Raw genomic sequence first — 23,376 nt, 5'->3', positions numbered from 1 at the left:
TACTTTGCGACCCCACGATGGCGCACCGTCTGTCCGGATGGCAAGTGATATCTCCGGTGAGTGGGTTAACGTGTGCCTGATGTCCGGTCTTCCCTCTCTCCGCGCGGTCCTGCTCATGGCCCTCGGCGTGCTCGTGGTCACCGCCGTGGCCGGGGGAGTCGTCGTGCTCATGGGCGATGACCTGGTCAGAACGGCCCAGGAGCCGGTGCGCAGGCCGATCACCCGCGCGGTTCCGGAGGCCGCTCCCCGCCTCGACCAGCTCGTACCCACGACGGCGCCGGTCAAGGATTTCGGCCAGGGCGGTCCGGGCGTCACCGTGACGCCGCCGCGCGTGCTGGCGATCGCGCCCGCCACGGTCTCCAGGCGGACCAGGCTCGCTCTGGGCGCGCTCAAGCATGTGCAGAAGGCCGCCGTCGTGGACGCCGGCGCGGTCAAGGTCGCCGGCACGTCGCTGAACCTGCTGGCCGTCGACCCGGCCGACTTCCGCTCCTGGACGCCCCAGCCCGTCGCCGACCAGCCCGCCGTCTGGAGCGCGCTGGCCAGGGGCGAGCTGGTCACCGAGGCCGGCACGGCCCGCAAGTACGGCATGATCCTCGGCGCGATGTACCAGGTGGACGGCGGCCCGAGGCTCCGGGTCGCGGCCTCGGCCACGCTCGGGCTCGCCGGCGTGGACGGCCTGGTCAGCATGGAGGTGGGCAGGTCGCTCGGCTTCGCGAAGGGCGTCGCGGTGCTGCTGCACGGCAAGCCGGGCACGATCGGCGAGGCCGGGGTGCGGCGGCTGCTCGGCAAGGGCGCGCAGGTCGTCGTGCTCGACGCGGCCAGCCGTACCCGGCCGCAACAGCAACAGCCGCAACAACAACAGCAGCAGCCGGTCACCGTCGGCCGCCCCACCAGCTACCTCGACCTCTACAAGGCCGCCGCCACCCGCTGCCCCGGCCTGTCCTGGACGGTGCTGGCGGCCATCGGCCAGGTCGAGAGCAGCCACGGCCGCAACAACGGCCCCTCCAGCGCGGGCGCCCTGGGGCCGATGCAGTTCATGCCCGCCACCTGGAAGCACTACGGCGTGGACGGCGACGGCGACGGCAAGGCCGACATCTGGAGCCCCTACGACGCGGTGCCCGGCGCCGCCAACTACCTGTGCGCCAACGGCGCGGGCAAGGGCGGCGCGAAGCTGCGCAAGTCGATCTGGTTCTACAACCACTCGTGGGACTACGTGGACAAGGTCATGAGCATCGCCGAGGCGTACGCCCGCACCTACGCCTGAGGCCGCCCGCCGGGCCGGACCGGACGCGGGCAGCAGGTGAGCGGGCACGGGACGGGCTCCGGCTCGTCCATCAGCTCCCTGACCATGCGCACGAACGCCGGATGGGTGCCGGCCGTCGCCGCGCGCTCCATCGGCAGGCCCAGCTCGGCGGCCACCTGCCGGGCCTCGGTGTCGAGGTCGTAGACGACCTCCATGTGGTCGGAGACGAAGCCGATCGGCACCAGCACGACCGAGCCGGCGTCCGTCTTGCGCAGGAAGTCGCACACGTCGGGCTCCAGCCACGGCACCTGCGGGGGGCCGCTGCGCGACTGCCACACCAGGTGCCACGGCTCGTCGCGGCCCAGCGCCTGGTTGACCAGCTCGGCGCTGCGCCGGAGCTGGGACTCGTACAGGCCGCCCGCGGGGCCGGCGGTCTCGGCCATCGAGACCGGGATGCTGTGGGCGGTGAACACCAGCCGGGCGTCCTGGCGGCCCAGCCGCTCCAGCGCCTGGCGCGTGTGGTCGGCCATCGCCGCGACGAACCCCGGATGGTCGCCGAAGTGCCGCATCTTGATCAGCTCGGGGCCGCCCTCGACGGAGATCCTGGCGATGTCCTCGTAGTACTGGCGGCAGCTCGAATATCCGGCGAACGCCGAGGTGGCGAAGACGGCGGCCCGGCGCACGCCGTCGGCCGCCATCTGCCGCACGGTGTCCTCGCCGAAGGGGTGCCAGTTGCGGTTGCCCCAGTAGACCGGCACGCCCGCGACCGGGCCCAGCGCCTCGACCAGCTCGCGGTTCTGCTGGTTGATCGGGCTGACGCCGCCGAAGCCCTGGTAGTGCTCGGCCACCGCGAGCAGCCGCTCGCGCGGCACGCCGCGCCCCCGCACGACGTTCTCCAGGAACGGCAGCACGTCGTCGGGCCCTTCGGGGCCGCCGAACGACAGGACGAGCAGAGCGTCGTAATCAGCCACGTGTCAAGCCTAGTCAGGGGGCCGGGCGGTCCGGCCCGAGGGAGGGCGAGGGAGCACGGGGAGGCGTGGGGGAGGCGCGGCGGGGGCGCGGGGGAGGCGCGGTGCGCGGTGTCGCCCGCGGAGCGCCGGTGACCAGGTAGGTTCGATCGAGTGAGCGCATTCGATGACATTCGTGACTATGTGGCCATTCCCCGGGTCCTCTCCCTGAAGCTCTCGCCTGACGGCTCCCGTCTGATCTCGGCCGTGCAGGCCCTCAATCCCGACGGCAAGTCGTACGGCACCGCGCTCTGGGCGATCCCCCTCGACGGTGAGCCGTACCGTCTGACCCGGTCGGCCAAGGGCGAGACGGCGGCCGTCTTCACCGACGCCGGGGACGTGCTGTTCACCTCGGCGCGTCCCGACACCACCGTCAAGGACGCGACCGACGAGGTGCCCGCGCTGTGGCTGCTGCCGCGCGCCGGCGGCGAGGCCCGCCAGATCGCCACCCGCCCCGGCGGCATCGGCGCCGCGCGCACGGCGGGCGACGTGGTGGTGTTCGCCTCCGACGTGCTCGACGGCGACGAGTCGACCGAGGAGGAGCGGCGCAAGGCCCGCAAGGACGCCGGTACCAGCGCGATCCTGCACGAGGGCTACCCGGTCCGCTACTGGGACCACGACCTCGGCCCGGCCCGCACCCGGCTGTTCACCGGCCGGCTCGGCGCCGACCGCCTGGAGGACGTGCGCGAGCTGACGCCCGACGCGGGCGAGGCGCTGCGCGACGCCGCCTTCGAGCTCACCCCCGACGGCTCCACCGTGATCGTCACCTGGCGCAGGTTCCTGTCCGGCGGCGACAGCCGTACGGACCTGGTCGCCATCGACGTGGCCACCGGCCGGCGGCGCACCCTGCTCACCGACGAGGCGCACGACTTCGGCGGCCCGATCGCCGTCTCGCCCGACGGCACGCGGGTGGCCTGCGCGCGCGAGCGCATCACGAGCACGGACGTCTCCGTCCGCGTGGAGCTGTGGATCGCCGACCTGGCCACCGGCGAGGGCCGGGCCTACGCCCCCGACCTGTTCCCGACGGACCTCGCCTGGGCCCCCGACTCCACGGCCCTCTACCTCGTCGCCGACCACCAGGGCCGCCGCCCGGTCTTCCGCGTCCCGCTGGACGGCGAGCACACCAGGCTCACCGGCGACGACGCCGCCTACCTCGGGGTCAACGCGAGCGCCGACGGCGCGTACGTCTACGCCCTGCGCAGCAACATCGCCCTCGCCCCCGCCCCGGCCAGGATCGACGCGGTCACCGGCGAGATCGCCGACCTGCCCTCGCCGGCCCCGCGCCCCGAGGTGCCGGGCACGCTGACCGAGATCTCGGCCACCGCCGACGACGGCGCGACCGTGCGCGGCTGGCTCGTGCTGCCCGAGGGCGCCTCGGCCGACAACCCGGCGCCGTTCCTGCTGTGGATCCACGGCGGCCCGGTCGCGTCCTGGAACGACTGGCAGTGGCGCTGGCAGTCGTGGATCATGGCGCAGCGCGGGTACGCCGTCCTCATGCCCGACCCCTGCCTGTCCACCGGCTACGGCCAGGAGATGATCGACCGCGGCTGGGGCGCCTGGGGCCCGCGCACCCAGGCCGACCTCGACGCCATCGTGGACGTCGCCCTGGCCAGGGACGACATCGACGACGAGCGGGTGGCGGCGATGGGCGGCTCGTTCGGCGGCTACATGGCCAACTGGCTGGCCGGGCACACTGACCGCTACCAGGCCATCGTCACCCACGCCGCGCTGTGGAACCTCGACCAGTTCGCCGGCACCACCGACTCCTCCCTGTACTGGCAGCGCGAGTTCGGCGAGCCCGGCTCGGAGCGCTACGACCAGCTCTCCCCGCACCTGGGGCTCGGCAAGATCACCACCCCGATGCTCGTCATCCACGGCGACAAGGACTACCGGGTGCCGATCGGCGAGTCCCTGCGCCTGTGGTGGGACCTGCAGCGCACCGACGTCGAGTCGAAGTTCCTGTACTTCCCGGACGAGAACCACTGGATCCTCAAGCCGGGCAACATTGTCGCCTGGTACGAGACCGTGCTCGCCTTCCTCGCCCAGCACGTGCTCGGCGAGGAGTGGAAGCGCCCGGACTCGGTGGCCTGATGACCGACTTCCTGCGGCTGGCCGAGGACGTCGCCCGCGAGGCCGGGGACATGCTCCTGGCCAAGCGGCCCACGATGTCGGAGGACGTCGAGACCAAGTCCAGCCCCACCGACGTCGTCACCATCCTGGACAAGGCGTCGGAGGAGCTGATCCGCGAGCGCGTCCTGGCGGTCCGTCCGGACGACCGGTTCCTGGGCGAGGAGGGCGGCGAGGCGCCGGGCGCGTCCGACGTGCGGTGGATCGTCGATCCCGTCGACGGCACCGTCAACTTCCTGTACGGCCTGCCCGACTGGGCGGTGTCCATCGCCGTCGAGGTCGCCGGTCGGGTCGTGGCCGGGGTGGTCAACGTGCCGGCGCGCGGCGAGGTGTTCACCGCCGCGCTCGGCGAGGGCGCGTGGCTGGGCGGCGCGCGGCTGCGCTGCAACAGCGGGGTGCCGCTGGCCCGGGCGCTGGTCGCGACCGGGTTCGGTTACTCGGCGCCGCGCCGCGAGGTGCAGGGACAGGTCGTGGCGGCGGTGCTGCCGCGGGTGCGCGACATCCGGCGCGGCGGCTCGTGCGCCATCGACCTGTGCTCGGTGGCGGCGGGCCGGGTGGACGCGTACTACGAGCGCGGCACCAACGCGTGGGACCACGCCGCGGCCGGGCTGGTGGCGACCGAGGCGGGCGCCCGGCTCGGCGGCCTGCACGGCCGGCCGGTCGGCCCGGAGTTCGCGCTGTGCGCGGCGCCCGGCCTGTTCGAGGAGCTGCACGACCTGCTCGTGCCGCTGGACCCCGAACGCGACTCCTGACCGGGCCGCGGGCATGACAGGACGGCCGGGGCCCGGCGGGCCCCGGCCGTCGCACGCTTATGTCTAGCGCGGCAGCGGGACGCCGTGATCGTCGGCCAGGCGGCGCAGGTCCTCGATCTCGGCGGTGAGGGTGTCGGCGAGGTAGTCGTCGCCGGTGCTGCGGGCCTCGGAGAGGCTCTTGTAAGCCTGGTCGAGGCGGCGTTCGATCGTGGTGGTGAACTCGCCCATCTCACCTACTCTCTCAGGGGTTCGATCCGTGCGGGGCGAAGGGAACCATTGCCAGTGGATGTCCGGGCAATGGGTGTCCCGACGGCATACCCCGGGTTATCGCCCTCTGAAACATGAATTTGTGCGGCCCCTGCCCGGCACACCCCTGGACATGCCTTACCGTGCGCTTATCGAGCCTGTAGGCAGAATGAGACACCGGAACCGGAAAGAGGGTGTACCAGGCGTGCGAGTGCTGGTTGTCGAGGATGAGCGGGTGCTCGCCGACGCGATCGCGACCGGGCTGCGGCGTGAGGCCATGGCCGTCGACGTCGCCTACGACGGCGGCGGCGCCCTTGAGCGCACCTCCTACATCGACTACGACGTGATCGTGCTCGACCGCGACCTGCCGGTCGTGCACGGCGACGAGGTGTGCCGCCGGCTGGTCGAGCAGCGCTCGGCCTCGCGGATCCTCATGCTGACCGCCTCCGGCGACGTGGACGACAAGGTGGAGGGCCTCGGCCTCGGGGCCGACGACTACCTGGCCAAGCCGTTCGTGTTCATCGAGCTGGTGGCCCGGGTGCGCGCGCTCGGCCGGCGTTCGGCGCCCGCCCTGCCGCCCGTGCTGGAGCGGGCCGGGATCCGCCTCGACCCGGGCAAGCGGCTGGTCGAGCGCGAGGGCAAGGAGATCGTGCTCACCAAGAAGGAGTTCGCGGTCCTGGAGGAGCTGATGCGCGCCGAGGGCGCGGTGGTCAGCCAGGAGGACCTGCTGGACAAGGCGTGGGACGAGAACATCGACCCGTTCACGAACGTCGTCCGGGTGACCATGATGACGCTGCGGAAGAAGCTGGGCGAGCCTCAGGTGATCGAGACCGTGCCCGGGGTTGGGTACAAGTTGTGAGTGAACGGCCAGAGCGCGGGGCGGGGCCGACGCATCCGATGATCAGCCCCCATACGGCCAGGAAGGCGACGCGCGTGCAGGAGGCGCCACCCCCGACCGGGCCACCGGCCTGGGACGGCCCGCCCCCGCCCGGCTCGGAGACGCCCGCCCGCAGCACCCTGGAACGGGTCAGGGGGCTGCCGGCCAAGGTGAGCATCCGGTGGCGGCTCACGCTCACCTACAGCGCTCTGGTGTTCGCCGCCGCGGCGGTGCTGCTGTTCGTCGTCTACTCGATCGTCGGCAAATCGATCGAGAACGCCTGGCCCGACCTGATCACCGACGACCTCGACCCGCTCGACGCCGCCATCATGCAGAACCGGTGGACCCTGGCCAAGGGGCGGGCCGTCAGCAGCGCGCGCGACGCGCTGTTCACCAGCTCGTTCATGGCGCTGGCCGGGGTCGGCATCCTCGCGCTCATCATCGGCTACTTCGTGGCCGACCGGGCGCTGCGGCCGGTCGCCCAGATGACCAGCGCGGCCCGCAAGCTGTCGGAGAGCACGCTGGCCCACCAGCGCATCGCCCTGCGCGGCCCCAACGACGAGCTGAAGGAGCTGGCCGACACCTTCGACGCCATGCTCACCCGGCTCAACATCGCCTTCGACACCCAGCGCAGATTCGTGGCCAACGCCTCCCACGAATTGCGCACGCCGTTGACGATTAACCGGACCGTCCTGGAGATCGCGTTGTCGGATCCGGAGGCGTCCGAGGACCTCAAAGCGCTCGGCCGCACGCTGCTGGAAGTCAACGCGCGTAACGAGAAGCTCATCGAGGGACTGCTGTTGCTCGCCAGGAGCGAACGAGAACTCGCGGTGCGCAAACCGCTCGACGTTCAGGAAGTCGCGCAGACGGCCGTGGAACAGCTCGCGCCCTTCGCCGCCGAACACGGCGTGACCGTTGTCGCCGAACTGGTCAGCGCGCCTACCGTGGGCGACCCGGTGCTTCTGGAGCGGTCGGTCAGCAACCTGCTGGAGAACGCCGTGAAGTACAACCTTCCCGAAAACGGAAAAGTCTGGATCCGGACGGGAATGGCGGACGGGGGGCTGGTTGTTCAGGTGGCCAACACGGGGCAGCACGTCCCGGCGTACGAGGTGAACAGCCTGTTCGAGCCGTTCAGGAGGCTCCACGCCGACCGCGTGGAATCGGCCAAGGGATCGGGTCTGGGGTTGTCCATCGTCCGTGCGGTGGTGCAGGCACACGGTGGAAACGTGACCGCGGTGCCGCGTGACGGCGGAGGACTTGTGGTGACGATTCGGCTTCCGACACGTTGAACGAGCGTCCTTGAGTGGGCCATGGGGCGCCGGCGGGTGACGTTCCGGGGTGTTCGTCCGCGTGTTGATGTAGTGGGGGCGTCTCGTTCTCGCCGTACATGTGGTTGGATGTGCCGTCGAACACGGTCGTGCATGACGCCAAGGCTGTGGGTTTCGCCATATTTGGCTAACCATTGCCGTCGGCAGCAGGCCCTGTCGTGTTGGGAGGTTCGTTGTCCGTTCGCGCGGGGTACCGATGGAAAATCTCCCCGACGGAACGGGCACAAGATGGGCCTCCCGGACGTTAGAAGACGCGCGATGAGCGCGAAGACATATAGATGAGGGGGATGGAGTAAGCACAATGGCTACCGACTACGACAGCCCGCGAAAGACAGACGACGACCTGGGGGAGGACAGCCTCCAAGAACTCCAGGCACGGCGTACCGACAAGTCGTCCGGCAGCATCGACATCGACGAGACCGACCTCGCCGAGTCGCTGGAGCTGCCCGGCGCGGATCTGTCGAACGAAGAGCTCTCCCTGCGGGTCATTCCCCGTCAGGCCGACGAGTTCACCTGCTCGCGCTGCTTCCTGGTGCACCACCGCAGCCAGCTGGCCTCCGAGAAGAACGGCCAGCAGATCTGCCGGGAGTGCGCCGCCTGACCGCTGGAGCGAAGGAGCTCAGGGTGCGGGACCCAAGGCACGACCGAGCCCGCTGACCCTGAGCGGTCGCGACCAAGAGGACGGAGGCATCGCGTGGCCGAACCCGAGAAGGACAAGCAACAGGCGGACGACGGGATCGCCGACCCCGACAAGGAGGTCGGCGAGCTCGTTGTGCGGCTCACCGAGCCCGGTGAGCTGGAGCCGGCCGAGCGGCGCAGGCTGCTCGGCCGACTAGCCAGGTCCCTGGCCGCAGGGGCGAAGAAGGCCCGCGAGAGCGGCGCCGGCCGCGGCCGCTGGCTGGCCGACGTCTTCCTCAACATCGCGCCCCGCATCCCCATCCGCGACCTGTCGACGCTGTCGGAGCATCATCACGGCCTCACCGGCGAGGAGCTCGCCGACGACCTGGTGCGCACCGCCCAGAAGGCCACGATGACGGTCGGCGCCATCGGCGGAGCGCTGGCGGCGGCCCAGTTCGCCGCACCACCCCTCCTGCTCTCCGCGCCCGCGCAGCTCGTCGCGGAGACCATCGTCGTCGCCGCGATCGAGGTCAAGCTCCTGGCCGAGCTGCACGAGGTCTACGGCGTGCGCGTCCAGGGCAACGGCACGCAGCGTGCCTTCGCCTTCGCCTCCGCCTGGGCCAGGCAGCGCGGGATCGACCCCCTCGCCCCCGCGTCCGTCTCGCTCGCGCTCGGCGCGGCGTCCAAGGCCGCTCTTCGCAACCGTCTCATGCGCACGCTCGGGCGCCATCTGACGACGTTCGGCCCGTTCCTCACCGGAGCCGTCGCGGGCGGCGCGCTCAACCGCGGCGCGACCGGCAAGCTCGGCAAGGCCATCCGCGCCGACCTGCGCCTCAAGGGCCCGTCGTTGCCGCCGCCCGACCCCCGTGACGAGCTGACGCCGTAGCCGGGCGGCCGTGCGGTCAGACGTCCCGGCTGTCCACCACGCGCTTGAGCTTGCCCACCGAGCGCTCCAGCGTCTCGGGGTCCACCACCTCGACCTCGACGCTCACGCCGACGCCCGCCTTGACCGCGTGCCGCAGCGCCCGCCCGGCCTCCTCGCGGCCGGTCGCGCCCGGCCGCGCCTCGACCCTGACGGTGAGCACGTCGAGCCGGTCCGGCCGGGTCAGGTGCAGCTGGAAGTGCGGCGACAGGCCGGGCACACGCAGCACGAGCTCCTCGATCTGGGTCGGGAACACGTTCACGCCGCGCAGGATGATCATGTCGTCGGTGCGGCCGGTGACCTTCTCCATGCGGCGGAAGGCGGGCCTGGCCGTGCCGGGCAGCAGCCGGGTCAGGTCGCGGGTGCGGTAGCGGATGACCGGCATGGCCTCCTTGGTGAGGCTGGTGAACACCAGCTCGCCGCCGTCCGGGGCGGGCTCGCCGGTGAACGGGTCGACGGTCTCGGGATAGAAGTGGTCCTCCCAGACGTGCAGGCCGTCCTTGGTCTCGACGCACTCGTTGGCCACGCCGGGGCCCATGACCTCCGACAGCCCGTAGATGTCGACGGCGTGCAGGTCGAAGCGCTCCTCGATCTCGGCACGCATGCGCTCGGTCCAGGGCTCGGCGCCGAAGATGCCGATCTCCAGCGAGCTCTCGCGCGGGTCGAGGCCCTGGGCGGCGAACTCGTCGAGCAGCGCCAGCAGGTACGACGGCGTAACCATGATGACCCTGGGCCGCAGGTCGGTGATGAGCTGGACCTGCCGGGCCGTCATGCCGCCGGAGACCGGCACCACCGTGCAGCCCAGCCGCTCGGCCCCGTAGTGGGCGCCGAGACCGCCGGTGAACAGCCCGTAGCCGTACGCCACGTGCACCACGTCGCCCGGCCGCCCGCCCGACGCCCGGATCGACCGGGCCATCACCTGCGCCCAGACGTCGAGGTCGGCCTTGGTGTACCCGACGACCGTGGGCTTGCCCGTGGTGCCCGAGGAGGCGTGGACGCGCGCCACCCGCTCGCGCGGCACGGCGAACATGCCGAACGGGTACGACTCGCGCAGGTCCTCCTTGGTGGTGAACGGGAAGAGCGCGAGGTCGTCCAGGCTGCGGCAGTCGCTGGGACGCACGCCGTGCTCGTCGAACTTGCGCCGGTAGAGCGGCACGTTGTCGTAGGCGTGGGACAACGTCCAGCGCAGGCGCTGCAGTTGCAGGGCCATGAGCTCGTCCCTGGAGACGCGCTCGACCGGGTCGAGCTCCTCGGGGGACGGCGGCGGGAAGGGCCTCATCTCAGCTCCCTGCTGCGCCCGCGGAACTCCGCGACCACCCGGCCGCCGGTCCCGCGCACGGTGATGTCGTAGATGCCGCTGCGGCCGTACGTGGTGCGCTCGGCCGCCTCGGCCACCAGCACGTCGCCCTCGTGGGCGGGGGCGACGAAGGTGATCTCGGCCCCGGCCGCCACGGTCACCGGGCCCCGCGTGTTGCACGCGCAGGCGAAGGCGGTGTCGGCCAGGAGGAAGACGTAGCCGCCGTGGCAGATGGCGTGTCCGTTGATCATCTGGCCGGTCACGGTCATCCGGCACACCGCGCGCCCCTCGGCCAGCTCCACCAGCTCGATGCCCAGGGCGGCGGAGGCGGTGTCGGCGTCCAGCATGCGACGCGCGCTCTCCAACTGGTCTCCCTTGCTTACTGACCGATTGTTCGGTAAACACTTCCCCGTCCTGCCGAGCACTGTCAAGGGAGGGCCGGCGCGGCGGAGCTGCAAGGGCCGTCTGTGGGGTATGTCCTGGTTCATCAGCGGGTCGGCCTCAGCGCGTGAGGAGAGACGATGATCAAGCCGTTCGCCTCGTCGGCGGATCTCGGTGAGAAGCGACAGTCCCTTGAGGTGCTGGCGGAAGGCGTCTACGCGCTCACCGCCGAGGGCGACCCCAACGTGGGCGCCATCGAGGGCGAGGACTTCCTGGTCTGCTTCGAGGCCCTGGCCACGCCCACGGCCGCCGGCGAATGGCTGGCCAGGCTGCGCGAGCACACCCGCAAACCGGTCAGATACCTCGTGCTCTCGCACTACCACGCGGTCCGCGTGCTGGGCGCCTCGGCGTTCGGCGCGGACGTCGTCGTGGCCCACGACAAGACCCGCGAGCTGATCGCCGAGCGCGGCGAGCAGGACTGGGCCAGCGAGTACGCCCGGATGCCCCGCCTGTTCAAGGACCCCGGCTCGATCCCCGGCCTGACCTGGCCCACCGCCACCTTCAGCGACACCTTCACCATCGACCTCGGCGGCGGCAGGGGCGACCTGGTGCTGGCCCACTGCGGACGCGGCCACACCGAGGGCGACCTGGTGGCCTGGCTGCCCGAGCGGCGCATCCTGTTCGCCGGCGACCTGGTGGAGTCGCAGGCCGCGCTCTACACCGGCGACGCCTTCCACCGCGAATGGGCCTCCGGCACGCTCGACCGCGTCGCCTCGTTCGGGGCCGAGACGCTGGTCGGCGGCAGGGGAGCGGTGGCCCACGGCAAGGCCGAGGTCGAGGCGGCCATCGCCCAGAGCCGCGACTTCCTGACCGTGATGCTGCGCGAGGTCGGCGCCGCGAGCGGGCTGAAGGAGGCGTTCGAGCGCACCCATCGGGCCCTGCGGCCGCGCTACGGCGGCTGGCCCATCTTCGAGCACTGCCTGCCCTTCAACGTCTCCCGCCTCTGGGACGAGCTCCACGGCGTCGAACGGCCGCGCGTCTGGACCGCCGAGCGCGACCGCGAAGTGTGGGACGAGCTCCAGTCATGAGACCCGCGGAGTCCGGGCCGCAGGTCATCGTCGTCGGCGCGGGACCGGTCGGCCAGACCGCCGCGTTGCTGCTGGCCCGCTGGGGCATCCGGGTGCTGGTGCTGGACCGGCGGCAGGCCCGCGACGGCGGCGGCTCGAAGTCGATCTGCCAGCAGCGCGACGTGCTGGACATCTGGGCCGCGGCGGGCGCGGGCCGGGTGGCGGAGGAGGGGCTGGCCTGGACCACCGCCCGCACGTACTACCGCGACCGCGAGCTGTTCTCCTGGTCCTTCGACGGCCAGGGCCCGCTGCCGCCGTGCGTGAACATCTCCCAGGCCCGCACCGAGCAGCTGCTCGACGAGGTCATCGCCGACCAGCCGCTCATCGAGGTGCGCTGGGGCCACGAGGTCACCGGGCTGGTCCAGGACCCGGCGGGGGTGGAGGTCCAGTGCGGGCAGCGGCTGCTGCGCGCGCCCTACGTGCTGGTCTGCGCGGGTGCGCGGGCCCAGCAGGTACGCCGGTCGCTCGGCGTCTCCTTCGACGGCGAGGCGTTCGACGACCAGTTCCTGATCTGCGACATCCGGGCGGAGCTGCCCGGCTGGGAGAACGAGCGGCGCTTCTACTTCGACCCCGTGTGGAACCCGGGCCGGCAGGTCCTCATCCATCCCTGCCCCAACGGGACGTACCGGATCGACTGGCAGATCGCGCCAGACTTCATCCCAACGAAGGCCGATATTTCGCAGAAAATCCAGCAAATCATTGGGGACCGGCCATATGAGCTGATCTGGCACAGCACGTACCGGTTCCACTCGCGCATCGCCTCGCGGATGCGGGTCGGACGGGTGCTGCTGGCCGGCGACTGCGCCCATCTGGTGGCGCCCTTCGGGGCCCGGGGCCTCAACTCCGGCGTGCCCGACGCCGAGAACGCGGCCTGGAAGCTGGCCTTCGCGCTCAACGGCTGGGCCGGGCCCGAGCTGCTGGAGTCCTACCACGCCGAGCGGCACGCGGCGGCGCGGGAGAACCTGGAGGTGACCGCCGCCACCATGCGCTTCCTCGCGCCCAGGACGGACCGGGACCGGGCCAGGCGGCGGGAGGTGCTGGAGGGCGGCCTGGTCGCCGAGGTGGACTCCGGGCGCTTCGCCGAGCCCTACTGGTACGTGGACTCGCCGCTCACCACCCCCGAGCCGGGCCGCCCGTTCGGGGGGCGTCCGCCGAAGGGCGCACTGTGCGATCCGGCCCCCGGGGTGATCCTGCCGGACGTGCCGCTGGCGAAGGGCAGACTGCGCGAGTTCTGCCGGGACGGTTTCCTCATTCTGTTGGGTGATATGTGCGATTCGAGTTTGTTTGTGCAGGTCCTGGGCAAGGTCATTACGGCACCGCTCGCCGTCCGCGAGCTCACGGAGATGGATGCGACCGGCTCGCTCGCCGAAAGACTCGGTGCGCGGCCGGATGAAGCATGGGTGATCAGGCCAGATGCCCACATCGCCGCGATCATTCCCCGCGGGGGGCCGGACGAGGTCGCGGCCGCCGTGAGCCGCGCCTGCGGCTCTCCTCGACCTGAGCCCCTAGGAGGACTGCGTGACCGGCCGTAGCTCGTTTCTGATCGTCGCGAACCGCTTGCCGGTCGATCGCACGATCGAGCCAGACGGAACGGCCTCGTGGCGCAGGAGCCCGGGGGGGCTCGTGACGGCCATCGCGCCCGTGATGAAGCGCCGCCACGGCGCCTGGGCCGGTTGGCACGGCGCGCCGGACGAGAAGCTCGAACCGTTCGAGCAGGACGGCATGAGCCTCATCCCCATCCCGCTGTCGGCCCGCGAGGTCGAGCTCTACTACGAGGGTTTCTCCAACGCCACGCTCTGGCCGCTCTACCACGACGTGGTGGCGCCGCCGGTGTTCGAGCGGGAGATGTGGGAGACCTACCGCTCGGTCAACGAGCGCTTCGCCGCGGCCGCCGCCGAGGCCGCAGAGGAGGGTGCCGTCGTCTGGGTGCAGGACTACCAGCTCCAGCTCGTGCCCGCGATGCTCCGGCGGCTCCGGCCCGACCTGCGGATCGGCTTCTTCCTGCACATCCCCTTCCCGCCCGTCGAGCTGTTCTGGCGGCTGCCGTGGCGCAAGGAGCTGGTCGAGGGGCTGCTCGGCGCCGACCTGGTGGGCTTCCAGCTGCCCGGGGGCGCCTCGAACTTCCGCAGGCTGTGCCGGCGGCTGCTCGGGCTGCCGTACAAGGGGAACGAGATCTTCCTCGACGACCGGGTGGTGACCACGCAGGCCTTCCCGATCTCGGTGGACTTCGGACAGCTCGACTCGCTGGTGCGCGAGCCGCACGTCGTGGCGCGGGCCAAGGAGATCAGGGGCGAGCTGGGCGACCCCGAGCACGTGCTGCTCGGCGTGGACCGGCTCGACTACACCAAGGGCATCGGCCAGCGTCTGGAGGCGTTCGGCGAACTGCTCAAGGACGGCAGCCTGCGCCCGAACGAGGCGGTCTTCGTGCAGATCGCCACCCCGAGCCGCGAGCGCGTGGACGAGTACCGCAAGCTGCGCGACGACATCGAGCTGCAGGTGGGCCGGATCAACGGCGAGCACGCCCAGATCGGCGTGCAGCCGATCCAGTACTTCCACCAGTCCTACGGCCACGACGAGCTGGCCGCGCTCTACCTGGCGGCCGACGTCATGGTCGTCACGCCCCTGCGCGACGGGATGAACCTGGTGGCCAAGGAGTACGTCTCCTGCCACCACGACCTGCAGGGCGCGCTGGTGCTCAGCGAGTTCACCGGCGCGGCCGACGAGCTGCGGCAGGCGTACCTGGTGAACCCCTACGACATCGAGGACGTCAAGCGGCAGATGATCGCCGCCATGCGGGCCACGCCGCACGAGCTGGCCCGGCGGATGCGCACGATGCGCCGCCGGGTGGCCACCTACGACGTGGACCGCTGGGCGAGCGAGTTCCTCAGTGCCCTTGAGTCACCTGCTTCACAGACTTCCACGCGTCGTAGCGCTTCTTGGCGGTCCGGTTGACCACGATCTGCGCCACGGACATCCCGACGCCGGTGAGGATCGCGTAACCGATCGCCTCACCCATGCTGACCTCGGGCGAGTCGTCGTCGAGGGGCGGCTCCTTGCCGGTCGCCTTGACCCAGACGAACCCGAGGAGCTTCCGCATCCCCCAGGCGGTCGCCATGCCCACCAGACCACCGATGACACGCCAGGCGATGTCGGGTTTGTCCTCCGCCATGCCAACTCCCTTCCCCTATGTAACGAACACTAGTCTCTAACGCTTGCGGGGCCCCCGAAGCCGTACCATAAGGAGGCATGACTCAACAGCGACTACGCCATGCATCCATGCCGGAAAAGCCGACCCTCGACGGCTTGGAGCAGGTATGGGTAGCTCGCTGGCAGGAGGAGGGCACCTACCGCTTCGACCGGTCCAAGCCGCGCGAGCAGGTCTACTCCATCGACACGCCGCCACCGACCGTGTCCGGCTCCCTCCACGTCGGTCATGTCTTCTCCTACACCCACAGCGACATCATGGCCCGCTACCAGCGGATGATCGGCAAGTCGGTGTTCTACCCCATCGGCTGGGACGACAACGGCCTGCCTACCGAACGGCGGGTGCAGAACGTCTACGGGGTGCGCTGCGATCCGTCGCTGCCGTACGATCCTGACTTCGTTCCACCGGACAAGCCGGGCAAACGTGAGATCTCCATTTCGCGGCGCAACTTCGTCGAGCTGTGTCACCAGCTCACCGCCATCGACGAGAAAGCGTTCGAGGAGGTCTGGCGCCGGGTCGGCCTGTCGGTCGACTGGGACCTGCTCTACACCACGATCAGCGACGAGTCGCAGGCCGTCTCCCAGCGGGCGTTCCTGCGCAACCTGCGCCGCGGCGAGGCCTACCTCGCCGAGGCGCCCACGCTGTGGGACGTCACCTACCGCACCGCGGTGGCCCAGGCCGAGCTGGAGGACCGCGAGTGGCCCGGCGCCTTCCACCGCATCTCCTTCTACGGCGAGCGCGGCCCGATCTGGATCGAGACGACCAGGCCCGAGCTGATCCCGGCCTGCGTCGCGCTGGTCGCCCACCCCGACGACGAGCGCTACAAGCCGCTGTTCGGCACGTCCGCGCTCACGCCGCTGTTCGGCGTCGAGGTGCCGATCCTGGCCCACCACCTGGCCGAGCCCGACAAGGGGTCCGGCATCGCGATGATCTGCACGTTCGGCGACGTCACCGACGTCACCTGGTGGCGTGAGCTGCACCTGCCCACCCGGCCGGTCATCGGCTGGGACGGCCGGCTGCTGCCCGAGCCGCCCGACGGCGTGGAGCCGGAGCCGTACAAGGAGCTGGCCGGCAAGACCGTCCACAGCGCGCGCGAGCGCATCGTCGAGCTGCTGCGCGAGTCCGGCGACCTCGACGGCGACCCGCGTCCGGTGCAGCGGCCGGTGAAGTTCTACGAGCGCGGCGACAAGCCGCTGGAGATCGTCACCACCCGCCAGTGGTACATCCGCAACGGCGGGCGCGAGCAGGCGCTGCGCGACCGGCTGCTGGAGCGCGGCAGCGAGCTGGCCTGGCACCCGCCGCACATGCGGGTGCGCTACGACAACTGGGTCGAGGGCCTGACCAGCGACTGGCTGATCTCCCGCCAGCGCTTCTTCGGCGTGCCGTTCCCGGTGTGGTATCCGCTGGACGAGGCCGGCAACCCGGTCCACGACGCGCCGATCCTGCCGGCCGAGGAGTCGCTGCCGATCGACCCGTCCTCCGACGTGCCGCCCGGATACGGCGAGGAGCAGCGGGGGGCGCCCGGCGGGTTCATGGCCGACCCCGACGTCATGGACACCTGGGCGACCTCGTCCCTGACGCCGCAGATCGCCGGCCGCTGGGCGAGCGACGACGACCTCTACCGGCGCGTGTCCCCCTACGACCTGCGGCCGCAGGCGCACGAGATCATCCGCACCTGGCTGTTCTCCACGGTGGTCCGCTCCCACCTGGAGTCCGACGCGCTGCCGTGGACCGACGTGGCGATCTCCGGCTGGATCCTCGACCCTGACCGCAAGAAGATGTCCAAGTCCAAGGGCAACGTGGTCACCCCGCTGGACCTGCTGGAGCAGCACGGCTCCGACGCCGTCCGCTACTGGGCCGCCAACGGCCGCTACGGCGTGGACACCACGTTCGACGTGGGCCAGCTCAAGATCGGGCGGCGGCTGGCGATCAAGATCCTCAACGCCTCGAAGTTCGTGCTCGGGCTGGCCGGCAGCGACGGCGAGGTCACCGAGCCGGTCGACCTGTCGATGCTCGCCGCCCTGTCCGACATGGCCCGCGAGGCCACGCAGGCGTTCGAGTCCTACGACCACACCCGCGCGCTGGAGGCCGTCGAGCGGTTCTTCTGGTCCTTCTGCGACGACTACCTGGAGCTGGTCAAGGCGCGGGCGTACGAGTCGGGGCCGGGCGCCGCCTCGGCGCACGCGGCGCTGCGGCAGGCCCTCGACGTGCTGCTGCGGCTGTTCGCGCCGGTGCTGCCGTTCGTGACCGAGGAGGTGTGGTCCTGGTGGCGTGAGGGCTCGGTGCACCGCGCCGCCTGGCCGGCTCCCGAGCGCGGCACGGGCGACCCGGCGGTGCTGACCGTGGCCTCGGAGGTGCTGCGGCGGGTGCGCAAGGCCAAGTCGGAGGCCAAGGTGTCGATGCGGGCCGAGGTGTCCAGGCTGACCGTCACGGGGCCCGAGGCCGACCTCGTCCGCCAGGCCCAGGACGACCTGTGCGCGGCGGGAGTCGTCGAGGAGTTCGTCCTCGACGGCGGCGACGTGCTGACCGTCGAGGTGCACCTGGGCTGAGGCACGGCCGTCCGGCACGGGCGGTGGGGGACGCCTCCCTCACCGCCCGTCCGGCATCCCGGCGTTTTATCGGTGCGCATCCCGGGCCCGGACGTGCCAGTCTTGAACACGTGCAGATCGACCGCCCCACCACACTCGTACCGCCCGTGCTGGCCAAGATGGCCGCATGGTGCGGGTGCCTGATCCTCGTCGGCGTGGTCGTCTACTTCTTCGTCCTGGCGATCGCCCGGCTCACCTTCGTGGCGCTGCCCGTGGCCATCGCGCTGCTGCTGACCGCGCTGCTCTTCCCGCTGACCAAGAGCCTGCGGCGGGCGGGCCTGCGGCCCATCTACGCCACCTGGCTGACCATGCTGGTCGCGCTGGCCGTCCTGGCCGGCACCGGCTGGCTGGTCGGGGCGCGGGCCAGCGAGGAGTTCCCCAACCTGGTCACGCAGGTGCAGGCCACCGCGCGCTCGGTCCAGGAGTGGCTGATCACCGGCCCGCTGCACCTGAAGCAGGCCCAGATCACCGGCTACGTCGACGAGCTCGCCACGATGGTCAACACCCAGCGCACCGCCATCACCGGCACGGTGTTGTCGGCCAGCGCCGTCGCGATCGAGGTGCTCGCGTCCATCGTGCTGCTGCTGTTCGTGACGTTCTTCCTGCTCAAGGACGGCGACCGCATCTGGTCGTGGTTCCTGCGCGCCTTCGGCTCGATGTCGCCGCGGGTCGACCGGGCGGGCCGGGCGGCCTGGACCACGCTCTCCCACTACGTCCAGGGCACCGTGGCCGTGGCCGCCGTGCACGGGCTCATCATGGGCATCGTGCTGGCCGGCATGGGGGTGCCGCTGTGGGCGCCGCTGGCGGTGCTGATCTTCTTCGCCAGCTTCATCCCCATCGTCGGCATCTTCTTCGCCGGCACCGTCGCCACCCTCGTCACCCTCGGCGCCAAGGGCCTGGTCTACGCGCTGATCTTCCTCGGCATCCTCATCGTCGAGCAGCAGCTGGAGAACCACGTGCTCCAGCCGCTGATCGTGGGCAGGGCGCTCAACTTCCACCCGCTGGCGATCATCCTGGTGCTGTCGGTCGGCGGCATCCTGGCGGGCATCGCGGGAGCGGCCGTGGCCGTGCCGGTCGCGGCGGTGATCTACCGGGCACTGCCGGAACTGCGCCACAAACCGCCCGCCCTCCCGCCACCGCCCCACCACGGGCCACCGGCGGGGGAACCGCCGGCGGGAGGCGCCCCTCCCGCCGGTGAGCCGCCGTCCGGGGGCGCGGTCGCCGCGACGGGGTGACGTGGGGCGGCCCCGGTGGTTCCGATCCGGTGTCGAGGGCGAGTCCAGGGGCCGCAGCGAGTAACCTCGTCACCCGTGACGCGTTCCTCCCTCACCACCCCGCCGCCGGACGCCTCGGCGCCCGCGGCCCATCCCGGCGCCCCGGCGCCGGGCAGCTCCCTCGGCTCCCACTACAGCCGCTGCTTCGGCTGCGGCGGCGACCACCCGACCGGCCTGCATCTGAAGGCCGCCACGCCCGACGGCGTCACGGTCGAGGCCGAGTTCACCGTGGGGGAGGCCCACCAGGGCGCGCCGATGCTCGCCCACGGCGGCGTGCTGGCCGCCGCGATGGACGAGGTCATCGGGATGTCGGTCTACCTGTTCCACAAGCCCTACGTGACGGCCCGGCTGGAGACCGACTACCTTCTCCCCGTTCCCGTGGGCACGACACTCCACCTGCGCGCCTGGTGCAACGGGATCACGGGCAGGAAGGCGTACCTTGAGGCTGAGGGGCGCGTCGGCGCCCCCGACGGACCGGTCGCCGTCCGCGCGGCGGCGCTGTTCATCGAGGTGAGCATGGAACACTTCGCTGAGCACGGCGACCTTGCGGCCATCGCCGCCGAACACCAGGACTTCGAGGTGAACCCGTGAGCGACGTGGAGGTCCTCATCCAGCGGCTCGACACCGGGCTGCCGGTGCCGTCCTACGCCCACCCGGGCGACGCCGGCGCCGACCTCTACGCGGCCGAGGACGTCGAGCTGCTGCCCGGCGAGCGGGCCGTGGTCGGCACCGGCGTGGCGATCGCGCTGCCCGACGGCTACGCCGCGTTCGTGCACCCGCGCTCCGGCCTGGCGGCCCGCCACGGCGTCACGCTCGTCAACGCCCCCGGCACCGTCGACGCGGGCTACCGGGGTGAGATCAAGGTGACGCTGATCAACACCGACGCCAAGGAGCCGTTCCGCCTCCAGCGCGGCGACCGGGTGGCCCAGCTCGTGGTCCAGCGGGTCGAACGCGCGGCCTTCTACGAGGTCGAACGCCTGCCCGGCTCGGTGCGCGGCGCCAACGGATTCGGATCGACGGGCCGCTGAAGCGGCCGGCCCGAAGCAAGCCTGGGGCTCCGGCCCCGCGAACAGGGAGAGTGAGGAAGCGTGTTCCGACGTCGTCGTCGTGAGCAGCCGGAAACGGTGGCCGAGCAGGAGTCCCAGGCCCCCACCCGCGAGTCCGGCCCGTGGGACGCCGACGAGCCCCACCCCGACACGGACAGGATCGACCTCGGCGGCCTGCGGCTGCCGCACAACCCCGACTTCGACGTGCGCCTGGCCTCGCTCGGCGACCAGCACGTCGGTGTCGTCGTCCTGTACGAGGACAGCTCGCTGCAGCTGCAGGCCCTGGCCGCGCCGCGCTCGGGCGGCCTGTGGGACGACGTCAGGACCAAGATCGTCGCCCAGGCCAAGACCCTGGAGGAGCGGGAGGGCCCGTTCGGCGTCGAGCTGGCCGGCGAGGTCGCCATGGAAGGCGGCAGCCGGGCGGCCCGCTACATCGGCATCGACGGCCCGCGCTGGTTCCTCCTGGCCGCCATCACCGGCCCCGGCGCCCTCGACGAGCGCGTCTCCGGGGCGTTCCTCGACTTCGTCAAGGACGTCGTGGTCGTGCGCGGCGGCGAGCCGATGGCCCGCGAGGAGCCCATCACGCTGAGCCGTCCGCACGAGCGGCAGGCCGTCGAGCAGGACGAACGCCCGGCGTTCAGCCCCTTCAAGCGCGGCCCGGAAATCAGCGAGACCCGCTGAGCGTTACATCTCCGGGCCCCCGCCCGGCCCAGCCCGGCGACATTCCCAAGACCCCCCATCGGCTATTCGCTGACGGCTTACCATCACATAGGCTGAACCATCATGAGTACGGCAGAGCCTCCGAAACGCGGGGGATTGCGCGGCTTCTTCAGCCGGCTGGCCACGACCCAGTCGGAGATCGAGGCCCAGGAACTGCGGGAAGACGCCGACGAGGTCGGCGCGACGCCCATCGTGTCGTGTGGCGGGCGCCGCAGGTTCTGTGTAGCGGGTACGCTACGTACGGTGACATTGCGCCCGAGGGGCGGCGCCCCCGCCCTGGAGGCCGAGCTGTACGACGGGTCCGACGTGATCGACCTGGTGTGGCTCGGCCGCCGCAAGATCGTCGGCATCGAGCCGGGCCGCACGGTCAAGGCCGAGGGCCTGGTCAGCATGCAGGACGGGCGCAAGGTGATGTTCAATCCGCGATACGAACTGCGCCCAGGGAGTTGATCAGGTGAGTGCTGAGGCGGAAGAGGCCGCGCACGAGACCGTCGAGGCGGCGGTGCGAGCCCAGCTCGCCAAGGCCTTCGGCGGCGTCCGCGGCATCATCGAGGCCGCGGTGCCGACGATCGCCTTCACGGTCTCGTGGATCGTCACCGAAGACCTGAAGACGTCGCTCATCGTCAGCATCTCGCTCTCGGTGGTGCTCCTGCTGGTCAGGGTGGTCCAGCGGTCCACGCCGCAGTTCGTGATCAACAGCCTGATCGGCATCGCGATCGGCGCCTTCTTCGCCAGCCGCACCGGCAACGCGAAAGACTACTTCCTGCCCGGCATCCTGTGGAACGGCGCGTACTCGGTGGGCATGTTGCTGTCCATCGTCACCCGCTGGCCGGTGGTCGGGTTCCTCATCGGCTCGGTCACCAACGACCCGGTGGGCTGGCACAAAGACGCGGGCGTCGTCCGGCTCTGCACGCGGCTGACCTGGCTGCTCATGGTGCCGTGCGTGGTGCGGGTGGCCGTGCAGGGCCCGGTCTACCTGTTCGGCGGCGGCGACGAGGCGGTGGCCGCGCTCGGCTTCGCCAAGATCGTGATGGGCTGGCCCCTGCAGGTGGCGGCCCTGGCCGCGATGTTGTGGCTGCTCGGCCGCGGCCGCACCCCCATCAAGCCCCCGGTCGCCCCGGCCTGACCCGTGCCGGAGGACGGGCGGGTCGTGCCGCCGCCTGGGGGTCTCGTCGCGGAAGACCTCGATCGTCTGCCTGACCTGCCCGCGCGTACGGAGCTGATCGACGGAAGGCTGGTCCTCGCGGGCCCCCAGTCGTCCTTCCGCTCGACCGTGGTCGATCTGCTCGTCGAGGGCCTCCGGCGGGCCGTCCCCTCGGAGTTCCGGGTGCGGCGGGGGATGAGCGTCGTCCTGGACGCCCGCCAGCGCCCGCAGCCGGACGTCAGCGTGGTCAGGGCGGCCGCGGTGCGCGACGACGGCGGCGAGACCTTCTACCGCGCCCAGGATCTGCTGCTGGTCGCCGAGGTCGTCCCGGTGGAGTCCGGGGAGCGTAAGCGGGCTCTTTATGCCGCGGCCGGGATTCCGCACTTCTGGCGGGTCGAGGACGACTGTGGCGAGCCCGTCGTCCGCGTCCACGAGCGTGACCCCGCCACCCGCGCCTACGCGCTCACCGGCATCCACCAGGACAGGCTCAAGCTGACCGTCCCCTTCGACCTCGACGTCGACCTCAGCCGGATCCACCGCCTCTGACCCTCGGCCCGCCATGATGCCCGGACGCGGGGAGTGAGAGGTTCGTGGGCGTGGGAGTCTGGGGGGGATGAAGGGGAATGCGGTGGGCTGGGTGGTCGCGCGGGTGTGGAAGGCGCTGGGCGGGCGGGTTCGCTGGCGGGTGTTGTGGCTGACCCATGCCACCTTCATGGTCGGCGTCACCGGCCTCGTACGCGACCCCGACGGCCGGGTGCTCGTGCTGCGTCACCGTCTGTGGCAGGAAGGGCGGCAGTGGGGCTTCCCCACCGGGTTCGCCAGGCGGGACGAGACCTTCGAGGGCACCGTCGAGCGCGAGGTGTTCGAGGAGACCGGCCTGCGCGTGCGCACCGGCCGGCTGCTGCGCGTGCGCAGCGGGTTCGGGCTGCGGGCCGAGGTGGCCTACGAGGCCCTGCTCGTCGGCGGCACGCTCAGGATCGACCCGCTGGAGATCCTCGAAGCCCGCTGGGTCACCGCCGACGACCTGCCCGAGGGCCTGCAGGGCGCCCACCGCGACCTGCTCATCCCGAGTACGCCCACCCCGACCACCGACTGACCGCGACGACGATCACCGGCCCTTCGGGCGGCCGCCGGCGGTACTGGTCGTACTTGTCGGCCAGCGCCCGCAGGGCGGCGTCGTGGCCGCCCTCGCGCACGGTCGCCGTGCCGTCGGCGCGCGCCCACCACAGCCTGGCCCAGTCGTCCTCGTAGTGGTCGGCGAGCAGGCTGACCCGCGGGTTCGCCCGGATGTCGCGCAGCCGCGCCAGGTCGTACGTGCTCTTCGGCTTGTGGTCGACGGCGGTGACCACGTCGTCGCCCAGGACGGCGAAGGTGACGGGCACCACGCGCGGCACCCCGGCCGCGTCGGCCGTCGCCAGTCGGGCGACGCGGGCGCCCTCGAACAACGACCGGGCGCGGCCGGCGTCCATGACCG

At 71.4% G+C, this 23,376-nt stretch carries 25 protein-coding genes; 19 read left to right on the top strand and 6 right to left on the bottom strand.

All coding sequences use genetic code 11. The annotated features are described in order from the left end of the window. The first annotated feature begins 79 nt into the window (after positions 1-79). Positions 80-1,264, top strand: a complete 1,185-nt coding sequence (locus ACFYYW_RS38650) for a lytic murein transglycosylase (protein WP_387656804.1) — start codon at positions 80-82, stop codon at positions 1,262-1,264. Here ACFYYW_RS38650 and ACFYYW_RS38645 read toward each other — a convergent pair. After that, positions 1,255-2,214 carry a ferrochelatase gene (locus tag ACFYYW_RS38645; protein ID WP_352324245.1) on the bottom strand — a complete coding sequence of 320 codons (960 nt, stop codon included), beginning with the start codon at positions 2,212-2,214 and terminating at the stop codon, positions 1,255-1,257. The two genes, ACFYYW_RS38650 and ACFYYW_RS38645, sit on opposite strands and share 10 nt — an antisense overlap. Positions 2,215-2,394: 180 nt before the next feature. Between ACFYYW_RS38645 and ACFYYW_RS38640 the strand changes: the two genes are divergently transcribed. Together ACFYYW_RS38640 and ACFYYW_RS38635 are read left to right on the top strand one after the other, a co-directional pair. Further along, positions 2,395-4,341 carry a prolyl oligopeptidase family serine peptidase gene (locus ACFYYW_RS38640; protein WP_387656874.1) on the top strand — a complete coding sequence of 649 codons (1,947 nt, stop codon included), beginning with the start codon at positions 2,395-2,397 and terminating at the stop codon, positions 4,339-4,341. After that, on the top strand, positions 4,341-5,129 hold the full coding sequence (locus ACFYYW_RS38635; protein ID WP_352324243.1) for an inositol monophosphatase family protein: 789 nt from the start codon (positions 4,341-4,343) through the stop codon (positions 5,127-5,129). The genes ACFYYW_RS38640 and ACFYYW_RS38635 overlap by 1 nt, the downstream gene beginning before the upstream one ends. Positions 5,130-5,192: 63 nt before the next feature. On the opposite strand, the gene ACFYYW_RS38630 is transcribed toward ACFYYW_RS38635, so the two are convergent. Beyond that, positions 5,193-5,357 (bottom strand): hypothetical protein, encoded by a 165-nt coding sequence (locus ACFYYW_RS38630; RefSeq protein ID WP_352324241.1) that lies wholly within the window; start codon positions 5,355-5,357, stop codon positions 5,193-5,195. Between the two features lie 223 nt (positions 5,358-5,580). Between ACFYYW_RS38630 and ACFYYW_RS38625 the strand changes: the two genes are divergently transcribed. From ACFYYW_RS38625 to ACFYYW_RS38610, 4 genes are all read left to right on the top strand, one after another. Then, entirely contained in the window at positions 5,581-6,234 is a 654-nt protein-coding gene (locus ACFYYW_RS38625) for a response regulator transcription factor (protein ID WP_357697932.1), read from the top strand. 38 nt (positions 6,235-6,272) lie between these two features. After that, positions 6,273-7,541, top strand: a complete 1,269-nt coding sequence (locus tag ACFYYW_RS38620; RefSeq protein WP_387656799.1) for a sensor histidine kinase — start codon at positions 6,273-6,275, stop codon at positions 7,539-7,541. 340 nt (positions 7,542-7,881) lie between these two features. Then, the gene (locus ACFYYW_RS38615; RefSeq protein ID WP_352324238.1) at positions 7,882-8,181 is read left to right on the top strand and encodes a DUF4193 domain-containing protein; all 300 of its coding nucleotides are present in this window, start codon (positions 7,882-7,884) and stop codon (positions 8,179-8,181) included. 93 nt (positions 8,182-8,274) lie between these two features. After that, positions 8,275-9,084, top strand: a complete 810-nt coding sequence (locus tag ACFYYW_RS38610; protein WP_364389911.1) for a hypothetical protein — start codon at positions 8,275-8,277, stop codon at positions 9,082-9,084. Between the two features lie 16 nt (positions 9,085-9,100). Here the strand turns inward: ACFYYW_RS38610 and paaK are convergent, their stop codons facing one another. Beyond that, positions 9,101-10,399 (bottom strand): phenylacetate--CoA ligase PaaK, encoded by a 1,299-nt coding sequence (gene paaK, locus ACFYYW_RS38605; RefSeq protein ID WP_387656796.1) that lies wholly within the window; start codon positions 10,397-10,399, stop codon positions 9,101-9,103. Continuing rightward, on the bottom strand, positions 10,396-10,764 hold the full coding sequence (gene paaI / locus ACFYYW_RS38600; protein ID WP_364414869.1) for a hydroxyphenylacetyl-CoA thioesterase PaaI: 369 nt from the start codon (positions 10,762-10,764) through the stop codon (positions 10,396-10,398). The genes paaK and paaI overlap by 4 nt, the downstream gene beginning before the upstream one ends. Before the next feature lie 174 nt (positions 10,765-10,938). Here paaI and ACFYYW_RS38595 point away from each other — a divergent pair, with 174 nt between their 5' ends. Genes ACFYYW_RS38595 through ACFYYW_RS38585 form a run of 3 tightly spaced genes read left to right on the top strand, consistent with a single transcriptional unit; the run spans position 10,939 to position 14,877 of the window. Next, on the top strand, positions 10,939-11,886 hold the full coding sequence (locus tag ACFYYW_RS38595) for an MBL fold metallo-hydrolase (RefSeq protein WP_387656793.1): 948 nt from the start codon (positions 10,939-10,941) through the stop codon (positions 11,884-11,886). Then, on the top strand, positions 11,883-13,457 hold the full coding sequence (locus tag ACFYYW_RS38590; RefSeq protein WP_352324037.1) for an FAD-dependent monooxygenase: 1,575 nt from the start codon (positions 11,883-11,885) through the stop codon (positions 13,455-13,457). Before ACFYYW_RS38595 ends, ACFYYW_RS38590 begins: the two co-directional genes overlap by 4 nt. Next, on the top strand, positions 13,444-14,877 hold the full coding sequence (locus ACFYYW_RS38585) for a trehalose-6-phosphate synthase (RefSeq protein ID WP_352324038.1): 1,434 nt from the start codon (positions 13,444-13,446) through the stop codon (positions 14,875-14,877). Before ACFYYW_RS38590 ends, ACFYYW_RS38585 begins: the two co-directional genes overlap by 14 nt. On the opposite strand, the gene ACFYYW_RS38580 is transcribed toward ACFYYW_RS38585, so the two are convergent. Next, positions 14,810-15,094, bottom strand: a complete 285-nt coding sequence (locus tag ACFYYW_RS38580) for a DUF4235 domain-containing protein (protein WP_352324039.1) — start codon at positions 15,092-15,094, stop codon at positions 14,810-14,812. The two genes, ACFYYW_RS38585 and ACFYYW_RS38580, sit on opposite strands and share 68 nt — an antisense overlap. Positions 15,095-15,201: 107 nt before the next feature. Here ACFYYW_RS38580 and valS point away from each other — a divergent pair, with 107 nt between their 5' ends. The 9 genes from valS to ACFYYW_RS38535 all read left to right on the top strand — a co-directional run bounded on the left by valS (position 15,202) and on the right by ACFYYW_RS38535 (position 22,998). Then, positions 15,202-17,679, top strand: a complete 2,478-nt coding sequence (gene valS / locus ACFYYW_RS38575) for a valine--tRNA ligase (protein ID WP_387656789.1) — start codon at positions 15,202-15,204, stop codon at positions 17,677-17,679. Positions 17,680-17,789: 110 nt separating this feature from the next. Beyond that, positions 17,790-18,953: an AI-2E family transporter gene (locus ACFYYW_RS38570; protein WP_387656786.1), complete on the top strand. Its 1,164-nt coding sequence runs from the start codon at positions 17,790-17,792 to the stop codon at positions 18,951-18,953. A 75-nt stretch (positions 18,954-19,028) separates the two neighbouring features. Then, a complete protein-coding gene (locus ACFYYW_RS38565; protein ID WP_352324042.1) occupies positions 19,029-19,583 on the top strand; it encodes a PaaI family thioesterase in 555 nt (184 codons plus the stop codon). Beyond that, the gene (gene dut, locus ACFYYW_RS38560) at positions 19,580-20,020 is read left to right on the top strand and encodes a dUTP diphosphatase (protein ID WP_352324043.1); all 441 of its coding nucleotides are present in this window, start codon (positions 19,580-19,582) and stop codon (positions 20,018-20,020) included. Before ACFYYW_RS38565 ends, dut begins: the two co-directional genes overlap by 4 nt. A 60-nt stretch (positions 20,021-20,080) precedes the next feature. Continuing rightward, on the top strand, positions 20,081-20,719 hold the full coding sequence (locus tag ACFYYW_RS38555; protein WP_387656783.1) for a DUF3710 domain-containing protein: 639 nt from the start codon (positions 20,081-20,083) through the stop codon (positions 20,717-20,719). A gap of 102 nt (positions 20,720-20,821) precedes the next feature. Then, positions 20,822-21,208 (top strand): OB-fold nucleic acid binding domain-containing protein, encoded by a 387-nt coding sequence (locus ACFYYW_RS38550; RefSeq protein WP_352324045.1) that lies wholly within the window; start codon positions 20,822-20,824, stop codon positions 21,206-21,208. A gap of 4 nt (positions 21,209-21,212) precedes the next feature. Next, a complete protein-coding gene (locus ACFYYW_RS38545; protein WP_352324046.1) occupies positions 21,213-21,884 on the top strand; it encodes a DUF3159 domain-containing protein in 672 nt (223 codons plus the stop codon). 24 nt (positions 21,885-21,908) lie between these two features. After that, on the top strand, positions 21,909-22,448 hold the full coding sequence (locus ACFYYW_RS38540; RefSeq protein ID WP_387656780.1) for a Uma2 family endonuclease: 540 nt from the start codon (positions 21,909-21,911) through the stop codon (positions 22,446-22,448). Positions 22,449-22,515: 67 nt separating this feature from the next. Continuing rightward, positions 22,516-22,998, top strand: coding sequence for an NUDIX domain-containing protein (locus tag ACFYYW_RS38535; RefSeq protein ID WP_387656777.1), 483 nt, complete (start codon positions 22,516-22,518; stop codon positions 22,996-22,998). Here ACFYYW_RS38535 and ACFYYW_RS38530 read toward each other — a convergent pair. Beyond that, positions 22,964-23,371, bottom strand: coding sequence for a TIGR03668 family PPOX class F420-dependent oxidoreductase (locus tag ACFYYW_RS38530; RefSeq protein WP_387656775.1), 408 nt, complete (start codon positions 23,369-23,371; stop codon positions 22,964-22,966). The two genes, ACFYYW_RS38535 and ACFYYW_RS38530, sit on opposite strands and share 35 nt — an antisense overlap. Positions 23,372-23,376: the final 5 nt, after the last annotated feature.

This window comes from Nonomuraea sp. NPDC001831 (assembly GCF_042892035.1).
GTDB lineage: Bacteria > Actinomycetota > Actinomycetes > Streptosporangiales > Streptosporangiaceae > Nonomuraea.
Note: the sequence above shows the minus strand (reverse complement) of the source record. Positions and strands in the feature narration are given on the sequence as shown.